We start from the raw sequence: 23,091 nt of genomic DNA, 5'->3' as shown, positions 1-23,091 counted from the left end.
GTTGTGGAGAGTGCCCGGTTTGCGCCGGTCACGACCGATTCAACGAGGCAGGCCTCAGGCAGGTGACGCGACGAAGTCCACCGCCGCGGCGGCCACGGCCGCCGGGTCCTTGGACAGGGCGTGCGTCTCACCCGGCAGCACGCGGACCTGGACGTCCGGGCCCTCGGAGGGGATGCCGAACGCGTCCTTCGCCCCGTTGAGCACCAGCGTCGGCAGCCCCGTCAGCAACTCGCCGGCCCGGGACCGGTCGGGCTTGCCCGGCGGGTGCAGCGGAAACGCCAGCGCCAGGATGCGGGCGGCCCCGGCGTCACGGGCGGTCCGGCAGGCGACACGCGCGCCGCTGGAGCGCCCGCCGACGACGAGCACGGTGAAGCCCAGCACCTTGCGCAGCCGCGCCACGACGGCGAGCCACGCGGCGTCGAGCTGTGGGGCCGGCGCGGGCGCCCGCCGGCCGGCGACACGATACGGCTGCGTCACCAGCGCCACGGCCACGCCGCGCGCCAGGACCGCCGCCCGCACCGCCTGCAGGTCGGGCGCGTCGACGTCACCGCCGGCCCCGTGTCCGAGCATGAGCAGCGTCCCGCCGTGCCCCTCGGGCACGTCGAGCCGATACTGCGCCGGCCCGAACGGGGTCGCTACTGAGCGGCGGCGCCCACCGGATCCGGATGCTCCTGCGGGCGGGCTCGCGGCAGCGGCAGCAGCATCGCCACCGCCCCGAGCCGTGGGTCGGCGTTGCCCGCCGCCAGTCCGTCGCTGCGCCATGCCACGAGCATCGCACGGCGCTCACGTGGCGTGGTGGCTCCCCACACACCGTGGCAGTCGCCCACGTCCAGGGCCCATGCGAGGCAGGCCCCCTGGACGTCGCACGTGCGGCACAGCGCCACCGCCGCGTCGGCCGGCTCGGTGGGAGCCGGGAAGAACGTCTCCGGATCCACCGCCTGACATGCGCCGCGGATGCGCCAGGCTCCGTCGCCCTGCTGCTCCTTGGCGGCTCTGAGCAGTCGCGGGTCTCGCCGCGCGGCTGCGACTTCGTGAGGGCGTGGCATCCTCGCCCGGGTCATTACACCCACCTCCCCCGTGGGTCAAACCAACGCAGGGTGGGTGAACGTCGGGATGCCCCCATCCGACATAGACCCACCGGCGCTGTGTTGTATCGCACCAACGACGCCAAATACAAGAGTTTTCACGCCGATCCGCAAAACCGGCCGGACATTTATCTGGACTTACAGCCTAAAAAAGGGTCAGATCGATCGGCTCGACGTCGCTCGATCGCAGCGGCGCCGCCGGAACTCTCGCCACAAGATCGGGACCGTCGTTGTGGACATCGCCGACGCGGGCGCCTACGGGGCGTAGCTCCAGCCTCGCGACGTGCGACGACGGGGTCGGCAACAGGAGGCTGTCATCCGCTTCCGCGCCGAGCCAGGCGTCCCATCGCTCGCGCGGCAGCAGCAGCGGCATGCGGTCGTGGATGAGCGCGAGGTCATCGACGGCCGGCGTGGTGATGATGCTGCACGTGAGGAGCCGATCGTCGCCTTTGCCCCATACGCTCCACAGGCCCGCGAATACGCACGGCTCGGCGTCGCCGAACGTCATGAAGTATGGCTGTTTCGTATTTTCCCGCCGGACCCACTCATACCACCCGTCGGCCGGGACCAGGCACCGGCGGCGGGCGAAGGACTGCGCGAAGGCATTGGAGGTGGTGACCGTCTCGACCCGCGCGTTGATCATCCGCGCGCCGGCCTTCGGGTCTTTCGCCCAGGCGGGCAGCAGGCCCCAGCGCGCCGTGGACAGCACCCGCCCGCCGGCCGACTGTGAGACCCGCACCACCGGCACGGGGTCGGTCGGGGCCACGTTGTAGTCGGGCTCGATGCCGCCGGTGTCGTCCGTGGCCTCGAACAGGGCGCTGAGGTCGACGTTGCTGCGCGAGGTCGCGTACCTGCCACACATGAGCCTCACCGTAGCGACCAGGTATGACAAAAAACTCGCCGAGCAGCCCACCCTTCGCTACATATCGAAACTGACCGCACACTGAGCGCGTGGAAACCCACCTGCCGTGGGCCGCGCCGAGCGCCCCGGGACCGCTGGACGCCGCGCTGCGGGTGCCCGGATCGAAGTCCATGACGGCGCGGGCACTGGTCCTCGCGGCCAACTCGGAGGGCTCCAGCACGCTGCGCGCACCGCTGCGGGCCCGCGACACGAAGCTGATGGCGGCCGGGCTGCGCGCGATGGGCTGCCACGTGTCGACCGCCGATGACAACCTGTGGCTGCTGCGCTCCCGCCCGCTGGCGGGGCCCGCCCGGGTCGACGTCGGGCTGGCCGGCACCGTGCTGCGGTTCCTGCCCCCGGTCGCGGTCCTCGCCCGGGGCGCTGTCGCCTTCGACGGGCAGCCGGGCGCCGGGCGCCGCCCGATGGCCCCGCTGATCGGGGCGCTGCGGGCGCTGGGCGCGCGGATCGAGACCGGCAACGGGCTGCCGTTCACCGTGCACGGCGCCGGGCGCATCGCCGGCGGCCCGGTGACGATCGACGCCTCGGCCTCCAGCCAGCTCGTCTCCGGCCTGCTGCTGTCGGCCGCCGGGTTCGACCGGGGCGTGGTGGTCCGCCACGTCGGCTCGCCCGTACCGAAGCCGCACCTCGACCTGACCGTGCACATGCTGCGGGCGGCGGGCGCCGGCGTCGACGACAGCCGGCCGGACGTCTGGTCGGTCGAGCCCGGCCGGCTCAAGGGACGGGCCTGGGACATCGAGCCGGACCTGGCCAGCGCCGCGCCGTTCCTGGCCGCGGCCCTTGTCACCGGCGGGACCGTCACCGTGCGGGGCTGGCCGGCCGCGAGCGGCCAGCCGGCCCGGCGCCTGCTGGACGTGCTGCGTCAGATGGGCGCCGAGGCGGCCCTGACGCCCCGGGGACTGCTCGTCCGCGGCTGCGGGGCAGTACACGGGATCACCGCCGACCTCTCCGGCCTGGCCGACGTGTCGGCGGTGCTGGCGGCCGTGGCCGCGCTCGCCGGCTCCCCGTCCCGCATGCGCACCCAGGAGCCGCCCGAGCGGCTCGCCCGGCTGGCCGGGACGCTGGCCGGGCTCGGTGCCGACGTCACGCCGGAGCCGGACGGGCTGAGCATCCGCCCGGTCCCGCTGCACGGCGGCACGCTGCGCACACACGGCGACCGGCGCCTGGCCCACGCGGGCGCCGTGCTCGGTCTGGCCGTCCCCGGGATCCGTCTGGACGACGTGGCATGCACCGCGAAGACAATGCCGGACTTCCCCCGGCTATGGTCAACCATGGTGCATGGCTTCGAGGGAGGGTCGGCTGAGGCGGAAGCGCGAGTACGACGAGGATGACGTGCGGGTGCGCCCGGGCCGCTCCTCGCGACCGCGCACGCGCCAGCGCCCCAAGCACAGCGACGCCGTCGAGGGCTTCGTGATCGCCGTCGACCGCGGGCGATACACCTGCCACATCGCCGCCGGCGTCACCGTCACCGCGATGCGCGCCCGGGAGCTGGGCCGCCACGGTGTCGTCGTCGGCGACCACGTGCAGATCGTCGGCGACGTCAGCGGCCGGCCGGACACGCTGGCCCGGATCGTGCGCATCGACGAGCGGGACTCGGTGCTGACCCGCACGGCCGACGACGAGGAGGGCGGCACCGAGGGGCGCTTCGAGCGGGTCGTGGTGGCCAACGCCGAGCAGCTGGTGATCGTCAACTCGCTGCAGGACCCGCCGCCGCGGACGGGGTTCATCGACCGGTGCCTCGTGGCGGCGTACGACGCCGAGATCGACCCGCTGCTGTGCCTGACCAAGGGCGACCTCGCGAGCCCGGACGCGGTGCTGGACTACTACGCCGAGCTCGACCTGCCCTACGTGCTCTGCCGCCCCGACGAGCCGCTGGACGGCCTGCTCGCCGAGCTGCGCGGCCGGGTCTCGGTGCTCATCGGCCACTCCGGCGTCGGCAAGTCCACGCTCGTCAACCGGCTGGTGCCGGGGACCGACCGGGCCGTGGGCGCGGTGAGCGCGGTGGGCAAGGGCCGGCACACCTCGACCAGCGCCCTGGCGCTGCGTCTGCCCGCCGATCTCGGCTGGATCATCGACACGCCGGGCGTGCGCTCGTTCGGCCTCGCGCACGTCTCGGCCGACAGCCTGCTGCACGGCTTCCCCGACCTCGTTGAGGCCTCGACCCGCTGTCCGCCCAACTGCGACCACACCGGCGCGGGCGGCGACTGCGGCCTGGACAAGCTCGTCGCCGAGGGCGGGGCCGATCCGCGCCGGCTCGCCTCGTTCCGCCGGCTGCTCGCCTCGAAGGAGGGCGCCGCCTCAGAGGACGACGGGCCCGCCTGAGCGCCAGTAGACGTTGCTGTCCCGGGACAGCAGCTCGCTGTCGACGAGGTACCGGCGCAGAGCGGCGTGGTCGTCGTGCCAGGCGCGCAGGATCGCGTCGACCTCGCGCTCGGGGTAGCGCACGCCCGGCTCGAAGGACGAGGCGATGTGCTCCAGGACCACCATGCGCTTGCCGTGCGCGGCCGGGATCCGCGTCAGCCGCCCGTCGCTGATGAACGTGCGCAGCACCAGGTCGCGCTGGCGGTCCGGGTCCAGCTGCGGCGGCGGCCCGGCCGGCACGGACGTGGCGCGCACCGCGTCCTTGAACGTCGCCGAGGACGCGACCAGCTCGCCGCCGGCCACGCTCAGCAGGCCGCCCTGCTGCAGCCGGCGGATGGCGGGTTCGATGACCCGGGCGGGCAGCCCGGTCGCCGACTCGACAGCGCTGGGCGTCCGCGCGCCAAGAACAACCGCGGCGAACACCTGGAGGCGGTCGGACTCGGCGAGCAGGCCGCACAGAGCTGTGGGAGTCACAAACGGCGACAGTACTGCCAGAAGGTGGCGATCGTCGGCTAAGTTTCCGCGCATGGCGCGCTACGCGGACGATCTGGCCCTCGCTCATCTTCTCGCCGACACCGCGGACGCGATCGCCGTGCCGCGGTTTCGCGCACAGGACCTCCACGTGACCGAGAAGCCGGACCTGACCCCCGTGACCGACGCCGACACCGCCGTGGAGAAGGCGCTGCGGGCCACGCTGGGGCGGGCCCGGCCGCGCGACGGCGTGCTCGGCGAGGAGTACGGCGCGACCGAGGCCGCCGCGGGCCCCGGCAGCCGCCAGTGGGTCATCGACCCGATCGACGGCACCAAGAACTTCGTGCGCGGGGTGCCGATCTGGGCCACGCTCATCGCCCTGATGGAGGGCGACCAGCCGGTCGTCGGCCTGGTGTCGGCCCCGGCGCTCGGGCGGCGCTGGTGGGGCGCGCTCGGCCACGGGGCGTACGCGGGGCGCCACACGGCCGCGGCGACCCCGATCCGGGTCTCGGGCGTGGAGCGGCTCGCCGACGCGTCGTTCTGCTACTCCTCGCTCGGCGGCTGGGAGGAGGCCGGGCGGCTGGGTGCGATCCTGGACATCAGCCGCCGCACGTGGCGACAGCGGGCGTACGGGGACTTCTACGGATACATGCTGCTGGCGGAGGGCGCCGTGGACATCATGGTCGAGCCCGAGCTGTCGCTGTGGGACCTGGCCGCCCTGGTGCCGATCGTGACCGAGGCCGGCGGGACGTTCACCGACCTGCAGGGCAATCCGGGCCCGGGCGGCGGCAGCGCCGTGGCGACGAACGGCCCGCTGCACGAGGACGTACTCACCCGTTTGGGCAGCACTCGCCTGTCCGGTTTGTCCGGCTGAACCCAAAGGTCCGTATGCCCAGCCGGTGCGCGGGGTCTATCCTGCCCGGGTGGCATCTTGGAGTTGGCTGTTCCTCGGCGCGATGATCGCCGCCTACGGCGTGGCCAACCTGCTGCAGTCCGTGGCCGCCGCCCGCACCGACCTGCACCACGGGTTCCAGCCGATGCTGCTGCTGCGCCTGGGCCGCCACAAGTCGTACCTGGTGGGTGTGGCCTGCCAATGCGTCGGCTTCGCCCTGGCCTTCTTCGCCCGCCGCGACCTGCCGCTGTTCCTGGTTCAGTCGGCCATGGCGGCCGGCCTCGGCGTGACCGCGCTGCTGGGCGTGCTGATCCTCAAGTGGAAGCTGCCACGCACCGAGATCGCGCTGCTCCTGGCCCTGACGGTGGGCATCGCCGCGCTCGTCATGGCGGCCAAGCCGGCCCCGTCACGCCAGCTGGGCACCGAGGGCGTGATCGGCCTGATCGCGGTGCTCGCCGCCCTGGCGGTGCTGGGCTTCTTCGCCGGCCGCCTGCACGGCGCGCCCGGCTCGGTGGTGCTGGGCTCACTGTCGGGCGTGGCATTCGGCGCCGCGGCGGTGGCCTCCCGCCCACTGGCCTCGGCGGACTCGATCGCACAGTTCGTCACCGACCCGCTGTCGTACCTGCTGATCGCCCACTCGCTCGTCGGCCAGCTCCTGCTGGGCCTGGCGATGCAGCGCGGCTCGACGACGTCCGCGGTGGCCGCGATGGACGCCGCGGGCGCGGTCCCGGCGGCACTGGTGGGCCTATTCTTCCTGGGCGACGGCGTGTGGCCGCACCGGGAGTGGCTGGTGGCGGTGGGCTTCGTGCTGACACTGGGCAGCGTGATCGGGCTGAGCTTCTACGCCGAGCCACAGCACCACCACCACAGGGTCGCCCCCGAGGCCGAACCCACCACCTCTGGCCTGGCGTTCTCCGCCTCTCGCCAACCCCTCGCCGGCAAGTAGTCCGTCGACTCCAACATCGCCCACTTCAGCCCACATGTCGGAGTTGATGGGCACCACCGGGCTCGCCAAGGTCGCGGTTGGTCGCGGCGCCGCCTGGCTGGCGCGGAGACACAGGCAGGGCGCACCCATATCGGATTTTTCGCCTGTCAGGGCATAAATCCGATTCGAGGAGAAGATGACCTCGGCCCGGGAGCCGCAATCGCGTGGCTCGCCCCTCATGACTCGGGTCCGCGCCACCTGCGGACCGCTGCTCCCGCCAGACACCGGGCCGGGGCCCAGCATTCGCTGGCCCTGGCCCTGCCAGGTCCGTAGCGCCAAGAGCAAAGGAACCGAAGAGCAGTCAGGAGAACACGCAACGTCGTCAAGTTGGCGGACCCGTCCGGCAACTCGGCCGACCCTAGCCGCACCCCGGTTCTCGTTCAGACTCCTCCCGCCTGACCGATCAGGGACTTCGCAAGCCCGGTCGATCGTGAGCAGGAAGGAGGCGAACACGTGCTGAAGAGCAGGCTCAGCGCCTGGTTCGCGATCTGGATGGCACTGCTCACGGCGGCGTTCTACCGGTGGCCGGACATGCACATGCTCTGGTGGGGCGCGATCGGCCTGTCCAGCGTCGCCGGTGTCGTCGTCGGCGTCATCGTGCACAAGCCGAACCGCCGCTGGCCCTGGCTGCTGCTGGCCACCGCTCTGGGCTGCTTCGGCCTGGGCGACTTCTTCTACAACGTGCTCACCGACGTGCTGGGGCTGCAGAACCCGTTCCCGTCGTTCGTCGACGTGCTGTACCTGGCGATGTACCCGCTGCTCGCCGGCGGCCTGCTGGGCTTCATCCGCTCCCGCACCGGGCGCGACAACCGCGAGAGCCTCATCGACGCGGCCACCTTCACCATCGGCCTGGCCCTGCTGTCCTGGATCTTCCTGATCGACCCGTACGTGCGCAGCACCGAGCTGACCCTGCCGCAGAAGCTGGCCTCGATCGCGTACCCGCTCGGCGACGTGCTGACCCTGGCCGTCTTCGCCCGTCTGCTGACCGGCGGCGTGCGCCGCAACGGCTCGATCAACCTGCTGGGCCTGGGCACCGCCGGGCTGCTCGCCGCCGACGTCGTGTACGGCCTCATCCAGCTCAACGGCTCCTGGCACGTCGGCGGCCCCACCGACCTCGGCTGGGTCGTGTGCTATTCGGCGTGGGCCGCGGCCGCGCTGCACCCGTCGATGGTCCAGATGACCGAGCCGACCCGCGCGGCCACCGCCGACCTCGGCGGGCGGCGCATCGCGCTTATGGGCGCCGCCTCGCTCATCGCCCCCGGCGTCCTGCTGGTCGAGGCGGGCCTCGGCACCGTGCGCGACGCCGCCGTCATCGCCGCCTGCTCCGGCGTCATGTTCGCGCTCGTGCTCACCCGCCTCGCCGGCGTCATGGGCAACCACCGCCAGTCGCTGACCCGCGAGCGGGAACTGCGCGAGGCGACCACCACCCTGGTCTCCGCCGCCGACGCCGGCGAGGCGATCTCGGCGGTCCAGGGCACGCTGAAGCGCCTGCTGCCCGCCGACACCCCGCACGTCGTCACGCTCGTGCGCGTCGAGGCCGAGGCGCAGCTGCCCGCCCCGGGCCTGGTCCGGGTCAGCGGCCTCGCGCCCGACCTGCGCGAGCGGCTGCGCGAGTTCAGCTCGACGCTGCGCCACCCGCTCGGCACCAGCGACGTGCTGTACCTGGCCGCGCCGACCGAGGTCCTGCAGGCGCTGCAGCCGACCTTCGAGGTGCTCGCCGCCCAGGCCGCCATGGCGCTGGAGCGCATCACGCTGACCGCCGAGGTGAACCGGCGCAGCAGCGAGGCGTACTTCCGCACCCTGATCCACAACACGTCCGACGTCATCCTCATCGTCGACGACAACGACGTCATCCAGTACGCCAGCCCCTCGGCCGGCACGGTCTTCGGCGACGAGCACATCGCCGGGTACGAGCTGTGGGCGTTCGTGGCCCACGACGAGCGCGCCCGCCTCGCCGAGCGCCTCGGCCGGGTCCGCGCGGGCCTGCACCCCCACGACGTCATGGACGTGCGCGCCGAGCGGGTCGACGGCTCCGGGCTGCTGGTCGAGGTCGACTGCCGCGACCTGCGGGCGGACACCACCGTCGGCGGCCTGGTCATGACCGTGCGGGACGTGACCGAGCGCCGGCGCATGGAGGAGCAGCTCATCCGCCAGGCCTTCCACGACTCGCTCACGGGCCTGGCCAACCGGGTGCTCTTCGGCGACCGCGTCGAGCAGGCGGTGTTCCGCGGCCAGCGCGACGGCAGCCTCGTCGGCGTCCTCTTCATCGACCTCGACGACTTCAAGATCGTCAACGACACGCTCGGCCACGCCGTCGGCGACGAGCTGCTGCAGGCCGTCGGCAAGCGGATCACCGGCGAGCTGCGCCCGACCGACACCGTCGCGCGCCTCGGCGGCGACGAGTTCGCCGCGCTGATCGAGGCCGACACCATGGCCGGCCTCGAGCTCGCCGCCGAGCGGATCATCATCGCGCTCGCCGAGCCGTTCCCGGTCGCCGGCGAGTCGGTCAACGGCATCAGCAGCATCGGCCTGTCCACCACGATCGAGGCGAGCTCGGCCGAGGAGCTGCTGCGCCAGGCCGACCTGGCGCTCTACGTGGCCAAGGGCGCGGGCAAGGGGCAGTGGCGGCGGTACCAGTCCGACCTGCACACGGCCGTGCTGGAGCGCCTGGAGCTGCGCGCCGCGCTCGACCAGGCGGTCAAGGAGCACCAGTTCGTGCTGCAGTACCAGCCGATCGTCGACCTCGCCACCGGCGTGCCGCTGGGCTTCGAGGCGCTCGTGCGCTGGAACCACCCGACCCGGGGCATGATCGCGCCCGGCCACTTCATCGAGGTGGCCGAGGAGAGTGGGCTCATCGTGCCGATGGGGCGCATGGTGCTGCGGCAGGCGCTGGACACCGCCGGGCGCTGGCAGCGCTCGACGGCGCCGGGCGCGCTGCAGTACATCAGCGTCAACGTCTCGGCGCGGCAGTTCCGCACCCCCGGCTTCGTCGAGGAGGTGCGCCAGATGCTGCACGCCTCGGGTGTCGATCCCGCCACGCTGCTGCTGGAGATCACCGAGAGCCTCCTGCTGCGCAACGACGACACCGTCCGCGCCGACCTCGACGCGCTGCGGGCGATGGGCATCCGGCTCGCCATCGACGACTTCGGCACCGGCTACTCGTCGCTGTCGTACCTGCAGCACATGCCGATCGACGTACTGAAGATCGACAAGTCGTTCATCGACGACATGCTCTCCTCGGCGCAGCAGCGGGCGGTCGTCACCGCGATCGTCCAGCTGGCCCAGACCTTCAACCTCTCGGTCGTGGCCGAGGGTGTCGAGCAGCCCGGTCAGCGCGACGCGCTGCGCGAGATCGGCTGCCCCTACGGCCAGGGCTACCTGTTCGCCAAGCCCCTGCCGGAGCCCGACGCGTTCGCGCTCATCCCGAAGACCGCGCCATTCGCCGCGATGGCGTAGACCGCGCCGGCGATTCCGGCGCGAGCACCCCGCAGTACACGGAAGAATCCCTCACCAAGGAAGGCAGTTCGGCATGACCGTCCACCCGCTGCACAGCACCAAGGGCACCTACGTTCGCCGCGACGGGCGCTGGGACGACCTCGAGCGCCTGCGCACGACCAGCCCGATGTACGACGCCGTCATCGAGGAGATCGACGGACGCCGCATCCGGGTGGGCGGTCACTGGCTGACCGACTGGGCCTCGTGCAACTACCTCGGCTTCGACCTCGAGCCGGAGATCATGGACGCGGTCGACCCGTACATCCGCACCTGGGGCACGCACCCGAGCTGGTCGCGGCTGCTGGGCAACTCCAAGCCGTACATCGAGATCGAGGAGCGCCTCACCGAGCTGCTCGGCGCCCCGGACACCCTGCTGCTGCCGACGATCACGCACATCCACATGTCGGTGATCCCGATCCTCGCCGGCGACGGCACCATCTTCCTGGACTCGCAGTCGCACAAGACGATCTACGACGGCTGCATGTACGCCAAGGGCCTCGGCGCCACGGTCCAGCGCTTCCGCGCGAACGACCCCGAGCACCTCGCCGAGCTGCTCGCCCAGGCCCCGGCCGGCAAGGCGAAGCTGGTCGCGATGGACGGCGTCAACAGCATGACCGGCCTCGCGCCCGACCTGGCCCGCTTCGCCGCGGTCTGCCGGCAGTACGACGCGCTGCTCTACGTCGACGAGGCGCACGGCTTCGGCGTCATCGGCGAGCGGCGGCCGGACGAGACCTCGCCGTACGGCTCGCGGGGCAACGCGATCGTGAAGTACGCGGGCGAGACCTACGACAACATCGTGCTCGTCGGCGGCTTCTCGAAGTCCTACTCCTCGCTCATGGCGTTCCTGGCCCTGCCGACGTGGCTCAAGAACCACCTCAAGGTCGCCGCCCCGCCGTACCTCTACTCCGGCCCCTCCCCCACGGCCTCCCTGGCCACGGTCATGGCCGGCCTGGACGTCAACGAGAAGCGCGGCGACGAGATCCGCGCCGAGCTGTACCGCAAGACGCAGCGCGTGCTCAACCACGTGCGCTCGCTCGGGCTGCACACGCCGAACACCGGCACCACGCCGATCATCGAGCTGCCGCTGGCCCCGGGCCAGGACATCGCTCAGGTCGGGCAGTTCCTGTGGGACCGCGAGACCTACGTGACCCTCGCCGCCTACCCGCTGGTCCCCCGCGACCAGGTCGGCTTCCGCGTCCAGGTCACCGCGGCCAACACCGACGAGGAGATCGACCAGCTCAACGCCGTGCTCTCGGAGCTCGCCGGCGCCGACCGGCTCCGGGACGCGGCTTGAGGCACGGCTCGCAGGCCCGGCATCGCGCCCGACGGCAGCTGCCGGGCCTGCTCATCCCGCTGCGCGGCCGGGAGTTCCGGCTGCTGTGGACGGGGATGAGCACCTCGCTGATCGGCGACGGGATCCTGCTCGTCGCCCTGGCCTGGCAGGTGTACGCGCTGTCGGGCGCCCCGGCGGCGATGTCCGTCGTCGGGTTCGCCCTGTCGCTGCCCCAGGTCGCCACGCTGCTGTTCGGCGGCGTGATCAGCGACCGGTTCGACCGCCGGAAGATCATGCTCGGCACCGACCTGGTGCGCGGCCTGGTCCTCGCGGCGCTGGCGGCGCTCACCCTGACCGGTGCGGTGCAGGTGTGGCACATCGTGGGCCTGGTCGCGGTGTACGGGGCGGCGTCGGGCTTCTTCGGCCCGGCGTTCGACTCGCTGGTGCCGACGCTGGTCGACTCCGAGGAGCTGGTCCAGGCCAACGCCCTGGACCAGTTCGTCCGGCCGACGGCGCTGCAGATGGCCGGCCCGTCGCTGGGCGGGGCGCTGATCGCCGTCGGCGGCGCCGGGCTGGCCTTCGCCGTGGACGCGGCGACGTTCGCGGTCTCGGCGACGTGCCTGCTGCTGATGCGGGTCCGGCGTACGGTGGATGAGTCGGAAATGCCGAGCTCTTCGGTCTGGCAGGAGTTCAAGGAGGGCATGAACTACGTGCGCGGCAACGTATGGCTCTGGGGCACGTTCGTCGCCGCGACCTTCGCGTATCTGCTGTTCATCGGCCCCACCGAGGTGCTCCTGCCGTTCGTGGTCAAGCACGAGCTGCACGGCACCGCCGGGGACCTCGGTCTCGTGCTGGCCAGCGGCGGCATCGGCGCCGTCGCGGCGGCCCTGATCGTGGGGCAGCGGGGGACCCCGAAGGACTACATGCGCTTCATCTACGTCACCTGGACGCTGGCGACGCTCGCGGTGGCCGGCTACGGGCTGGCCACGGCGTCGTGGCAGCTCGCCGTCTCGTGCGCGTTCGTCAACGGCCTGGAGGCGGCCGGGACGATCGCCTGGGCGACCGCGAAGCAGCGGCTCGTCCCGCCGGAGCTGATGGGCCGCGTCTCGTCGGTTGACTGGTTCATCTCCATCGCGCTGGTACCGCTGAGCTACGCCCTGGCCGCTCCGGTGGCGAACGCGATCGGCGTGCAGAACACCCTCATCGGCGCGGGTGTCCTGGGCGCCGCGGTGACCCTCGCCTTCCTGTACCTGCCGGGCATGCGCTCGCCGAAGCAGCTGGTGGTGACATGAACGGCACAGGCCCCGTCCAGGCCGGCGCCGCAGCGTTGCGGAGGCGCCGGCATGAGTGATGTTGTCGAGATGGTGGACCGGCTGGGGCGGGCGTTCCTCGCCCGGGACGTGGAGGCGGCGCTGGCCTGCTTCGTGCCCGACGACGACATCACCTACGCCGGCTCCGAGGCCGGCGAGTCCGCGACCGGCCGCGAGGAGGTCCGCACGCTGCTGAGCGGGCTCTTCGCGCGGCCGGCCGCGTACACCTGGCAGGCCACGTCGGCGACGGTGCACTCGCTGCCGGGCGGCGCGTTCGTGATCGCGGAGGCGGACGGCGTGCAGCACGCGGCGGACGGGACGGTGGAGCCGTTCCCGTACCGCATCACGGGCCTGCTCTCGCGCCGCTCCTCCGGCGCCTGGCTCTGGCGCGCGGTGCAGGGCTCCGAACCCACGTGAGGCGTTACTTCGCCAGGTCGGCGCAGGTGGACTCGCCCGGGAGCAGGGGGCGGAAGTCCACCGTCCAGCGCGTCGCGCCCGAGACCCACGGCGTGCGGGCGTTCGCGCCCCGGGCCGCGGCCAGGATCGGGGCCGCCGGCGTGGTCAGGCAGTGCACGCCCGTGCGGTTCGGGATCGGGTCACCGGGCAGGAGCGCGGCCGGCCAGTCGATCGCGGGCGGGTCCTCGGGCCGGCCCCCCTGGGACGGCACCCACTCGCGGGCCACCGCCGCGATCAGCCCGGGCTCGTAGGCGACCGGCTCGCTCACCTTGTCCTTGCCCAGCGTCCCGGGCAGGTCGTCCAGCGAGCGGACCAGGTCGCGCAGGCGCTTGCGGGCCTGCTGCTGGCCGCCGCTCAGGCCGCTGCTGTCGTCGAAGCTCAGGGCCGTGGCGTCGGTGGTCGCCAGGCCGGTCGCGGTGCGCACGGCGATGCTCGTGGTCGGGGCGTCGGCGACGTTCGGGGTGCCCAGGTCCTCGCTGTCGCCGACGCCGGCCTCCAGGGCCCGCTTGACCAGGGACCGCACGTCGGCGGGGCTGATGCGGCGCAGTTGCACGTTCGGCAGGGCCGGGCCCGGATAGATCTCGGGAACCGGGCCGGTGGTGATGACGCGCCCGTCGCCGTACACGCTGATCTGCGGCAGCCCGGTCACGAAGAGCGAGACGGGGACCATGCCGCCGGCGGTGCGCACCCGCAGGACGAGCTCGTCGGGGGCGTAGGACGCGGCCGGGTCGCCGGCGGTGGGTGGGGCGTTGCCGCAGCCGGCCGCCAGCGCGGCGCCCGCCAGCGCGACGGCCGCCATGATCAGGCGAGAGAGCTTCATGACCGGTTGGACGCGCGAGCCGCCCGGCCGGTTCCATCGCCGACTAACAGTGTTAGTTTTATGCCATGCGAACCGTATACTTTGCCGCCGCCCGGCGCACGCCGGTCGGCAAGCTGCGTGGCGCGCTCTCCCACGTCCGGCCCGACGACCTCGCGGCGGCCGTGGTCCGGGAACTGGTCGCCGGCATCGACCCGGCCCGCGTCGACGAGGTGTACTGGGGCGCGGCCAACCAGGCCGGCGAGGACAACCGGAACGTGGCGCGGATGGCGGTGCTGCTGGCGGGCCTGCCCGACAGCGTGCCCGGCGCGACCGTCAACCGGCTGTGCGCCTCCGGGATGGAGGCCGTCACCGTCGCCGCGCGCACCATCGCCTCCGGCGAGGCCGACGTCGTGATCGCCGGCGGGTCCGAGTCGATGAGCCGCGCGCCGTTCGTGTTGCCACGGCCGGACGAGGGCCTGCCCAACTCCATGTCCATCGCCGACACCCGGCTCGGCTGGCGCCTGGTCAACCCGCGCATGGCCGAGCTGCACGGGCTGCTGAGCATGGGCGAGACGGCCGAGGAGGTCGCCGCGCGGCACGGCATCGACCGCCGCCGGCAGGACGACTTCGCGCTGCGTAGCCACCGGCGCGCCGCCGAGGCGACCCGCGACGGCCACTTCGCGGACGAGATCCTGCCGATCGACGGCGTCACCGCCGACGAGGGCATCCGCGCCGACACCAGCCCGGAGAAGCTCGCCAAGCTCAAGCCGGTGTTCCGCGAGGGCGGCACGGTGACGGCGGGCAACGCCTCGCCGCTCAACGACGGCGCCGCGGGGCTGCTGCTGGTCAGCGAGGGCGCGCTGCGGGAGTTCGGGCTGGAGCCGCTGGGACGGTACGTCGCCGGCGCCTCGGCGGGCGTGCACCCCGACGTCATGGGCATCGGCCCGGTCCCCGCGACCCGCAAGGCCCTCGCGCGCGCCGGCTGGAGGCTCGAGGACGTGCGGGAGGCGGAGCTCAACGAGGCGTTCGCCGCGCAGGTGCTCGCCTGCACCGACCAGCTCGGCCTCGACCCGGAGCTGGTCAACCCGGACGGCGGGGCGATCGCGATCGGGCACCCGCTGGGCTGCTCGGGCGCGCGGATTCTCACCACGCTGCTGCACCGCATGCGGCGCACGGGTTCGGCACGCGGCCTGGCGACGATGTGCGTCGGGGCCGGGCAGGGTTCTGCGGTACTGGTGGAGAGCCGTTGACCGCGGCCACGGGTGGGCCGATGGTCCGGCGCCGGTATATAGTGAACCCACTTCACCATGAATGGGGTTCACGATGGACACGACGAGCGAGCAGGAGCGGTACCAGGCCCTCGATCTGATTCTTGAGCTGGTCGTTCTGCTCAACGCCGACATGAGCCGCCGGCTCGCGGCCGACCAGCTCACCCCCGCCCGGACGACCGTTCTGTGGACCCTTCGGGGAAGGGGGCCGGCGACGCAGCGGCAGCTCGCCGAGGCCCTCGACGTCAGCGCCCGCAACATCACCGGGCTGGTCGACGGGCTCGCCGGTGCCGACCTGGTGAGCCGGGAGCCGCACCCCACGGACCGGCGGGCCACGCTCGTGACGCTGACCCGGCGCGGGACGCAGCTCGTCGAGACGCTGGAGGCCGAGCAGCGCGAGTTCGCCTCGCTCCTGTTCGACGACATGCCGGCCCCGCGGCTCCACGGGATCGTCGACGGGCTCGCGGACGTCGTCGGCCGGCTCAAGGCCGAAGGGCTCAAGGCCCATGAATGAGATCGTCCGCAAGGTCGCGGCCGTCGAGGGCAACATGTGGCGCACCCTGTTCCGGTGGATGCTGCGCCGGCCGGCTCACGGGCCGGGCGCCGCCGCGTTCGGCTACAGCAGGCCGCTCAACGCCGTCCTCTGGGCCTTCATCATCGTCTCCGCCGTCGAAACCGTAGCCTTCCACATCATCCTGCCGTGGCCCGTCGTCCGGCTCGTCGTCGACATCCTGAGCGTCTACGGGCTGGTGTGGATGTTCGGCATCGTCGCCGGGTACAAGATCCATCTGCATGTCGTCGACGAACAGGGGGTCCGCCTGCGCCACGGGTTCTTCATCGACGTGCTGATCCCGTGGGAGGACATCGCGGACGTACGGCCCCGTCGCAAGTTCCTCGCGGGCAGCGGGACGGTGCAGGTGGAGTCCGACTCGGTGAACATCGTCGTGTCGGGCCAGACCAACCTGGAGATCGAGCTGCGCCGCCCCGTAGCGGTGCCCCTGAAGAAGGTCGACGGACCGGTCCAGCGGGTCCGGTTCTACGCCGACGACCCGGACGCGCTGGTGCGGGCGTCCACTGCCGAGCGGCACGGCGAGAAGTCCGACACTTCCTGAGCGAACTTCCGATTCAGGCCTCGCCGCTCAGCGCTGGGGCGGGCCGTGGTACTGCTGCTCGACGCTGGTCGGGGACAGCCAGACATATCGATTGGCGCCGCTGCCCATGAGCGCCAGCATCTCCGGCGTCATCTCCTGCAGCAGCCCGGCGCCGCTCTCCGTCAGGTTCAGGGCGGAGCCCGCGACCTCGGCCTCCTGACGGCTGAGCTTCTGCAGCATGACCAAATTGCAGCCCTGCAGCGTGTGGGCGTGCTCGGCGCCCAGCCGGCGCACAACCGTGACCTGGGTCTGCCACGGGCCCAGCTCCGGGCGGGCCCCGAACCCGACCTGGCTGACGTCCGTCACCACGAGCAGCGGCTGGCGGGCGTTGGCCGGGGCGACCGGCGGGCGCGGGTCGTTCCACAGCACCAGGCGGTCGGTCAGGCCGGTCGCCCACTCGCCGAGGCCCTGCCACGGCCGCGGGTCGCCGGTCACCACGATCACCCGCGCCCCCAGCGCAAGCGCCCGGAAGACCAGGATCCGCTGCGCCCAGAGACCGCCGACCAGCGTCACAAGGGTAGCCTCGGGGCGAAACAGCCGGATCGGCACCGGCTGGCGCTGATAGTCCACGCCCAGCATCAGCCCCGTGGCCCCCGCTCCGCCGCGCACCTGCTTCAGTGCCGCCGCGCTCACCTCGTGCCAGTCCACGTGCAGGCGCGGCAGGCTGGGCGCGAGCGGCTTACGCGGTTTCGCGGGCGCCGCCTGGGCCCGCCCGCCGGACGGTGGACCGCCGGGCCCCTCCTGGCGAGCAACCCGGTCCTCGATGCCGCTCTGCGCCGGCCGCCCGGGCACGGCGGTGCCGACCCCGGCGGCCGCGGCCTGCGCCTGCTGCCACGGCAGGCTCGGCGCCGCGGTCCGCGACAGCGAACTTTCGAGGTCAAACTGGGGCGGGGCCGCCGCGGGCCGCACCTCGGTCGTCACGTGCGCCCGCGCCGGCCCCGGCTGCTGAGGCATGACAGCGGGCCGCGCCTGCACGTCCTGAGGGTGAGCCTGCGCAGCCTGGGCTTGAGCGGCCTGGACTTGACCAGCGTGGACCTGCGCGGCCTGGCCTTGAGCGGCCTGGCCTTGAGCGGCCTGGCCTTGAGCGGCCTGGCCTTGAGCGGCTTGGACCTGAGCGGCCTGAGCCTGGGCTGCGGCCGCCGCATGGGCCTGCGCGAACTGGGCCGCGGCGGCCTGCGACTGCTGGTCCGGTAGCGCCTGGGCCGGGTAGCCGGGCGGCATCTGCCCCTGTGCGGCGTAGTGCTGACCGTATTGCTCGTTCTGCGCGGGCGCAGGGGCGGCCTGAGCGTAGCCGCCCTGGTGCGGCGGCTGGTAGGCGGCGGACTGGGCCGGGCCGCCGTGGACGGGAGGCTGAACGGTGCCGCCATGAGCCGGAGGCGGTGCGGTGTGGGCGCCGCCGTAGGTGGCCGGGGCCGCGTGCGAGCCGCCGTAGGTCGTGGGCGCCGGCGGGGTCTGGTCCGGCCCGTAGCCGGGCGGGGGCTCCTGGACGCCGGGCGGCGGGTTAACCTGGGCCCGCCCGACCTGGGCCCGGCCCGCGATCTGCGGAGCCTGGCCCGGGCGGTAGAACCCGACCTGGTCCGGCGGCGGCTCGGCGCTGTGCCGCCCGTGCGGCTGCTCCGGCTCGGGCTGCTGCGACGGCTGAGGTGGCTGGCTCACCGTGCACCACCTCCGGCAACGGCAACGCCCTGAACGGCACGGTCACCAACGGCGGCAAGAGCAGCGCATTGACCAACGGCGTCGCTGAGGACAACACCAGCGCGGTCGCCAACGGCAGCGCGGCGACCAACGGCAGCGATGGCAACCCCACCAGCACGACCACCAACAGCAGCGCGGTCACCAACGACGGTCAGAGGGACAACACCCGCGCGGTCACCAACCACACCGCGACGACCAACGGCAGCGATGGCGGCCCCACCAGCACGGCCACCAACAGCAGCGCGGTGATCAACGACGGCGCTGAAGGCGACACCAGCGCGGTCGGCAACGGCTGCCATGGAAGCAACGGCAGCGCGGTCGACAACGGTGGCTTGGTCACCAGCGGCCTTTGGGGGGACAGCACCGGCGCGGTCGTCAGGGGCGGGGATGGGGGTGGCGGCGGTGCTGGCCGGGGGCGCGGCGGGGTGGGTCACTTGGCACCGCCGCCGGTTGGGGCGCAGGCGTAGACCGCTGGGCCGTGTTCGCCGTCGAGTCGGACCAGCTCCGCGTGGGCCGCTCGGGCCGCGTCCTGCACCGCCTGGGTCGACGGCTCCAGCGCTGCGGGCGGCGCCGCGACCCGGACCAGGCAGCGTAGGGCCAGGCCGGCGCCGTCTCGGGTTACGGTCAGCGACGACGCCGAGGACGAGGACGGCAGGGAGATGAGGTGCTCCAGCAGCGCCGTGGTTTCCGGCAGGCTGGGCCAGGTCTTGAGCCAGAACGCGTTGTGGGACAGCTCGCCGGAGCGCCAGACCGTCCAGTCCTCGCTCGGGCGCCACGACTCGCCGGGCGCGTCGGGGTCGAACTCGCAGGCGCGGGCGAGTGCTGCGGTGAGCTCGTCGCCGGTCAGGACGCGGTGCTCGATGCCGGCGTCGCGCAGGAGGCGGCCGACCTTGCGGATCAGGGAGCCCACGAGCGCGGGGGCGTGCTCGGCGTCGTAGCTGCCCGCCATGCCGGCCTCGGCGCGGGAGCGGGCCTCCAGGCGGACCGCGACCCAGGTGGTGCGCTCGGCCGGCAGCGGGGGCGCGGACTGCAGCTGCTGCAGCTCGCGGTAGGAGCGCGCGGCGAACTGCGCGTTGTCGACCTGCTGCCAGGGCGCCGGCACGCTGACCGTGGTGAGCTGGACGACCGCGCCCGGGTGCTCGGCGTCGTCCAGGACACGGGCCAGCAGATCAAGCGGTACGCCCGGATCCGCGTCGCCCCGCATGGACGTCTCGGTGCCGAGGACGGCTGCGGCATACCACCCCGCGGCGTCGCAGCCCACGCCGATGTGCGGGGCGTCGGCCGTGGCTCCGGGGACCTCGCGGACGACCAGGCCGGGGGCGAGCGTGCGCAGCATCACCAGGCGGCGGTCGGGCTCCGGGGCCGGGTCGGGGCCGGCGCGGCGGCGGCGGTTGTGCTCGCGGGTCATCGAGCGGCGCTCCAGCCACCAGCGGCCGCGGGAGCGCAGCAATGCGGCGAGCAGGACGACGATCCCGGCGAACGCGGTGATGCCGGCGATGAGCGGGCCGTGGGGCAGCATGGCCGCGATGACCAGCACAACGGCCTCGACCAGCACGAGCCGCCCGATGTGCACGCCGCCGATGTAACCGGGGCGGCGGCGCAGCCGCGGCTCGCCGACGGAGGGACCGTGCGTTTGGGTCATCAGGCCGGCACCCCCGTAGCTCGAGCCGCTGTACACGTTGTCGGGATCGCAGCTTACCTATCCCGTATACCCTATGGCGGCCGCCCGCGGACGGCATCTGCCAGGCGGGACAGCCTACCCCGGGACAGCGTGCCGCGGCGCCACAAGGCCGCTGGGCGCGAAAAGCAGGGGCGCCTGGCGATGATCACCGCACCGGGTGAGGGTCGAGCGCACGGCATCGGGCACAGGGCGCGTCATGCCAGCCACGAAGAAGAAGGGCAGTCATGCCTCCAGCCAGCCCTGGCTGCACCAGCAGGGCCATGAGATCCAGCGTTTCGGTCAGCTCCGCCAGTTCCCGGTCGCCCTGTCCCACGACGTGCGCATGTACTCGTGCGAGCGCCTGAACCAGGTGCTCGCCGACACTCAGATCCTCTACGCGCTGTACAAGAAGCACCACTGGCTCATGCGGGGACCGACCTTCTACCAGCTGCACCTGCTGCTCGACAAGCACGCCGAGGAGCAGATCGAGCTCGTCGACCTGCTGGCCGAGCGGGTCCAGACCCTCGGCGGCATCGCGGTCGGCGACCCGCGGCACGTGGCCGAGCTGACCCGGGTGCCGCGCCCGCCGGACGGCGCCGAGGAGGTCCCGGCGATGCTCTCGCGGATGCTGGAGGCGCACGAGATGATCCTGCAGGAGAGCCACGACGCCGCCGCGCGGGTCATGGAGCAGGGCGACGACGGCACCAACGACCTGCTGGTCTCCGACGTCATCCGCCGCAACGAGCTGCAGGCGTGGTTCCTCGCCGAGCACCTGGTCGACACCCCTCTCGTGCAGACCGAGGAGGAGGCGAGGGCGTCCGCCAACGGACGCCGTTGAACGCAGGCGATACCGTGTCGGCGTGACGCGCCATATCGAGTCGCAGCTGGGCGTCGACCTGGGCACTACGCACACGGTCGCCGCACTGACCGCCGCGGACGGTCGTAGCCAGCCGTTGCTGTTCGACGCCAGCTTCCTGCTGCCGTCGTCGGTTTACGCCGAGGTCGACGGGCACCTGCTCGTCGGCAGAGACGCCGAGCGCAGTGCCCGGCTCGACCCGTCCCGCTTCGAACCCAACCCGAAACGCCGGGTCGATGACGGCACGGTGCTGCTGGGCCAGCGCGAGTATGCGGTGTCCGACCTGCTCGCCGCGCTGCTGCGGCGCACCGCCGACGAGGCGTCGCGGGTGCTGGGCATCATGCCGGTGCGGACCGTGCTGACCTATCCGGCCAACTGGGCCACCCACCGCCGCGCGGTGCTCGCCGACGCGGCGGCCCGGGCCGGCATGCCCTCGCCGATCCTGGTACCGGAGCCGATCGCGGCCGCCGCGTACTTCACCACCGTCCTCGGGCGCAACATCGTGCCCGGCGGCGTGCTGGTGGTGTACGACTTCGGCGGTGGCACCTTCGACACGACGATCCTGCGCCGCCGCCCCGACGGGGGCTGGGACGTCCTGGCCAGCGACGGGCTGCCCGACGTCGGCGGCGTCGACCTGGACGCGGCGATCATCGACCACCTCGGCCAGTCGCTGACCCAGACCGACCCGCAGCGGTGGCGGGCGTTGACCGAGCCGGCCGACGACGCCGGCCGGCGCCGTCACCACCTGCTGCGCGAGGACGTGCGCTCGGCCAAGGAGCAGCTCTCGCGCAGCTCGACCGCGAGCGTGCACCTGCCGCTGTTCGAGACCGACATCCACGTCACGCGCACCGAGTTCGAGCAGCTCTCCCGCTCGTACCTGCAGCGTACCGTGGACCTGACCGCCGCCACGCTGCAGCGTGCCGGCGTGCGCACCGACCAGATCGGCGGGCTGTTCCTGGTCGGTGGCTCGAGCCGCATCCCGATGGTGAGCACGCTGCTGCACCAGCGCCTCGGGGTCGCCCCGACGCTGATCGAGCAGCCCGAGCTCGTCGTGGCGCTCGGCAGCGTGCTGGCCGCGATGCCGTCGCGCCCGGCCCCGTTCCCGGCTGCCCCGCCGGTGGGCCCGCCCGCGCCGATGCACCCGCCGGCCGGCCCGCTCCTGCCGGCGATGGGCGCGGTCGCCCCGCCGAACGCGCCCGTGTCCGGCCCAGCGCCGATCCCGGTCTCCGGAGCTGCCCCGCCCGTCTCGGCCCCGCCGCCGTCCCCGGTCTCGCCGGCGGCCTTCCAGTCGGCCGCGGCCCCGCAGTCCCCGCCACCCGGCGGCGCCCCGCCGAACCAGACGGCGGTCTTCGGTGCGGCGCCGATCGGGACGCAGACCCCGCCGCCGTACTCCCCGCCGCCCCGCCCGTCCGGCGGCAGGGTCGGGCTGCTCGTCGCGATCGTCGCGGTCTGCGTGCTCCTGCTCGGCGCCGGCGGCGTGGCGGCCTGGAAGGCGGTCAGCAACGACAAGTCCGACGACCCGCGCAACAGCAGCGGCAACAGCGGCTCGCGCGGCAACAACGCGGGCGGCAACGGCACGACCGGCAATGACGCGGCCGGCACCGGCGGCGACGCCAACAGCGGCAAGAACGCCAAGCCGGGGGCCGACCAGCAGACCGTCGAGGTCGGCAAGACGATCTGGTTCGCCCAGTACAAGGTCACGGTCAGCAAGATGACGTACAACGCCAAGGCCACGTCCGACCAGCTCACGGCCGAGCTGGTGGTCGAGAACCTGGGGACCAAGAACGAGAGTCCGGATCTGCGCCCGGTGTTCAACGTCGGCGGCCAGCAGTACACGGGCTCGATCCGCGAGACGACGAGCGTGGCGGGCGGGCAGAAGAGCAACTACAACCTGGACTTCGCCGTCTACGACCCGCTCAAGGCCAGCATCGCCACCGGCGAGCTCATCTTCGGCGACGCCGAGCGCGAGCAGGCGAAGATCCCGCTCGGCGGCGGCGACGTGGTCGCGTACGAGCCGGTCAACCTGATCAAGGACAAGAAGGTCACGGTCCACGACGTGACGGCCACGTTCACCACCTGCGACCTGCGGGGCGGCTTCTTCGACTACAACGGCCAGGCGAAGAAGGGCTACCGCGTGGTGATGTGCAAGGTCGACATCCAGTACACCGGCAAGAGCAGCGAGTACGTCGGGCAGGAGCACTTCCGGCTCTGGCAGCCCGACGACACCGAGATCGGGCCGCTGACGGCGCCGAACGAGGCGCTGTCGGGCGGGCAGGTCGCCGTGGGCACGGACCTCGCGTTCCAGGTGAAGAAGGACGCGCCGGGGACGTACAAGCTGCGGGTGGTGGATCTGGGCAACCACACGGACCGTCAGGCCGGCGACGTCGCGGAGGTCGACCTGGTCCTCAAGTAACC

At 72.8% G+C, this 23,091-nt stretch carries 21 protein-coding genes; 14 read left to right on the top strand and 7 right to left on the bottom strand.

Features of this window, described 5'->3' with window-relative positions:
• Positions 1–54: 54 nt before the first annotated feature.
• The 3 genes from ACQPY0_RS06830 to ACQPY0_RS06820 form a co-directional block, all read right to left on the bottom strand.
• Positions 55–600 carry an alpha/beta hydrolase family protein gene (locus ACQPY0_RS06830; protein ID WP_432986035.1) on the bottom strand — a complete coding sequence of 182 codons (546 nt, stop codon included), beginning with the start codon at positions 598–600 and terminating at the stop codon, positions 55–57.
• Between the two features lie 35 nt (positions 601–635).
• Positions 636–1,061, bottom strand: a complete 426-nt coding sequence (locus ACQPY0_RS06825; RefSeq protein ID WP_432986033.1) for a WhiB family transcriptional regulator — start codon at positions 1,059–1,061, stop codon at positions 636–638.
• A 169-nt stretch (positions 1,062–1,230) separates the two neighbouring features.
• Positions 1,231–1,947 carry an SOS response-associated peptidase gene (locus tag ACQPY0_RS06820; RefSeq protein ID WP_432986031.1) on the bottom strand — a complete coding sequence of 239 codons (717 nt, stop codon included), beginning with the start codon at positions 1,945–1,947 and terminating at the stop codon, positions 1,231–1,233.
• 89 nt (positions 1,948–2,036) lie between these two features.
• On the opposite strand from ACQPY0_RS06820, the gene aroA reads away from it, so the two are divergent.
• Positions 2,037–3,335 carry a 3-phosphoshikimate 1-carboxyvinyltransferase gene (gene aroA / locus ACQPY0_RS06815; protein WP_432986029.1) on the top strand — a complete coding sequence of 433 codons (1,299 nt, stop codon included), beginning with the start codon at positions 2,037–2,039 and terminating at the stop codon, positions 3,333–3,335.
• Complete coding sequence (rsgA, locus tag ACQPY0_RS06810; RefSeq protein ID WP_432986027.1) at positions 3,283–4,326, top strand: ribosome small subunit-dependent GTPase A; 1,044 nt, start codon at positions 3,283–3,285, stop codon at positions 4,324–4,326. The genes aroA and rsgA overlap by 53 nt, the downstream gene beginning before the upstream one ends.
• Here rsgA and ACQPY0_RS06805 read toward each other — a convergent pair.
• A complete protein-coding gene (locus tag ACQPY0_RS06805) occupies positions 4,303–4,839 on the bottom strand; it encodes a DUF2087 domain-containing protein (protein WP_432986025.1) in 537 nt (178 codons plus the stop codon). The genes rsgA and ACQPY0_RS06805 overlap by 24 nt on opposite strands.
• Positions 4,840–4,891: 52 nt before the next feature.
• Between ACQPY0_RS06805 and hisN the strand changes: the two genes are divergently transcribed.
• From hisN to ACQPY0_RS06775, 6 genes are all read left to right on the top strand, one after another.
• Positions 4,892–5,710, top strand: coding sequence for a histidinol-phosphatase (hisN, locus tag ACQPY0_RS06800; RefSeq protein ID WP_432986023.1), 819 nt, complete (start codon positions 4,892–4,894; stop codon positions 5,708–5,710).
• An 82-nt stretch (positions 5,711–5,792) separates the two neighbouring features.
• Entirely contained in the window at positions 5,793–6,674 is an 882-nt protein-coding gene (locus tag ACQPY0_RS06795) for a hypothetical protein (RefSeq protein WP_432995046.1), read from the top strand.
• A gap of 492 nt (positions 6,675–7,166) precedes the next feature.
• Entirely contained in the window at positions 7,167–10,169 is a 3,003-nt protein-coding gene (locus tag ACQPY0_RS06790) for a putative bifunctional diguanylate cyclase/phosphodiesterase (protein WP_432986021.1), read from the top strand.
• 73 nt (positions 10,170–10,242) lie between these two features.
• Complete coding sequence (locus ACQPY0_RS06785; protein ID WP_432986019.1) at positions 10,243–11,502, top strand: aminotransferase class I/II-fold pyridoxal phosphate-dependent enzyme; 1,260 nt, start codon at positions 10,243–10,245, stop codon at positions 11,500–11,502.
• A complete protein-coding gene (locus tag ACQPY0_RS06780; protein ID WP_432986017.1) occupies positions 11,499–12,773 on the top strand; it encodes an MFS transporter in 1,275 nt (424 codons plus the stop codon). Before ACQPY0_RS06785 ends, ACQPY0_RS06780 begins: the two co-directional genes overlap by 4 nt.
• Before the next feature lie 51 nt (positions 12,774–12,824).
• On the top strand, positions 12,825–13,208 hold the full coding sequence (locus tag ACQPY0_RS06775; protein WP_432986015.1) for a nuclear transport factor 2 family protein: 384 nt from the start codon (positions 12,825–12,827) through the stop codon (positions 13,206–13,208).
• A gap of 4 nt (positions 13,209–13,212) precedes the next feature.
• Here ACQPY0_RS06775 and ACQPY0_RS06770 read toward each other — a convergent pair whose 3' ends face one another.
• The gene (locus ACQPY0_RS06770; RefSeq protein WP_432986014.1) at positions 13,213–14,067 is read right to left on the bottom strand and encodes a hypothetical protein; all 855 of its coding nucleotides are present in this window, start codon (positions 14,065–14,067) and stop codon (positions 13,213–13,215) included.
• A 65-nt stretch (positions 14,068–14,132) separates the two neighbouring features.
• On the opposite strand from ACQPY0_RS06770, the gene ACQPY0_RS06765 reads away from it, so the two are divergent.
• The 3 genes from ACQPY0_RS06765 (at position 14,133) to ACQPY0_RS06755 (ending at position 16,426) form a co-directional block, all read left to right on the top strand.
• The gene (locus tag ACQPY0_RS06765) at positions 14,133–15,296 is read left to right on the top strand and encodes a thiolase family protein (RefSeq protein WP_432986012.1); all 1,164 of its coding nucleotides are present in this window, start codon (positions 14,133–14,135) and stop codon (positions 15,294–15,296) included.
• Between the two features lie 73 nt (positions 15,297–15,369).
• Complete coding sequence (locus tag ACQPY0_RS06760; RefSeq protein ID WP_432986010.1) at positions 15,370–15,828, top strand: MarR family winged helix-turn-helix transcriptional regulator; 459 nt, start codon at positions 15,370–15,372, stop codon at positions 15,826–15,828.
• A complete protein-coding gene (locus tag ACQPY0_RS06755) occupies positions 15,821–16,426 on the top strand; it encodes a PH domain-containing protein (protein ID WP_432986008.1) in 606 nt (201 codons plus the stop codon). Before ACQPY0_RS06760 ends, ACQPY0_RS06755 begins: the two co-directional genes overlap by 8 nt.
• Before the next feature lie 27 nt (positions 16,427–16,453).
• Here the strand turns inward: ACQPY0_RS06755 and ACQPY0_RS06750 are convergent, their stop codons facing one another.
• Positions 16,454–18,121: a hypothetical protein gene (locus ACQPY0_RS06750; protein WP_432986006.1), complete on the bottom strand. Its 1,668-nt coding sequence runs from the start codon at positions 18,119–18,121 to the stop codon at positions 16,454–16,456.
• Here ACQPY0_RS06750 and ACQPY0_RS06745 point away from each other — a divergent pair.
• A complete protein-coding gene (locus tag ACQPY0_RS06745) occupies positions 18,109–18,627 on the top strand; it encodes a hypothetical protein (protein WP_432986004.1) in 519 nt (172 codons plus the stop codon). The genes ACQPY0_RS06750 and ACQPY0_RS06745 overlap by 13 nt on opposite strands.
• On the opposite strand, the gene ACQPY0_RS06740 is transcribed toward ACQPY0_RS06745, so the two are convergent.
• On the bottom strand, positions 18,591–19,802 hold the full coding sequence (locus tag ACQPY0_RS06740) for a type VII secretion protein EccE (protein ID WP_432986002.1): 1,212 nt from the start codon (positions 19,800–19,802) through the stop codon (positions 18,591–18,593). The two genes, ACQPY0_RS06745 and ACQPY0_RS06740, sit on opposite strands and share 37 nt — an antisense overlap.
• Before the next feature lie 235 nt (positions 19,803–20,037).
• On the opposite strand from ACQPY0_RS06740, the gene ACQPY0_RS06735 reads away from it, so the two are divergent.
• Positions 20,038–20,658: a Dps family protein gene (locus ACQPY0_RS06735; protein WP_432986000.1), complete on the top strand. Its 621-nt coding sequence runs from the start codon at positions 20,038–20,040 to the stop codon at positions 20,656–20,658.
• Positions 20,659–20,680: 22 nt separating this feature from the next.
• A complete protein-coding gene (locus ACQPY0_RS06730) occupies positions 20,681–23,089 on the top strand; it encodes an Hsp70 family protein (RefSeq protein ID WP_432985998.1) in 2,409 nt (802 codons plus the stop codon).
• Positions 23,090–23,091 lie beyond the last annotated feature (2 nt).

Source organism: Dactylosporangium sp. CA-233914 (genome assembly GCF_050942935.1).
Lineage (GTDB): Bacteria > Actinomycetota > Actinomycetes > Mycobacteriales > Micromonosporaceae > Dactylosporangium.
The sequence above is the reverse complement of the archived record's forward strand: the minus strand, read 5'-3'. Positions and strand labels throughout refer to the sequence as shown.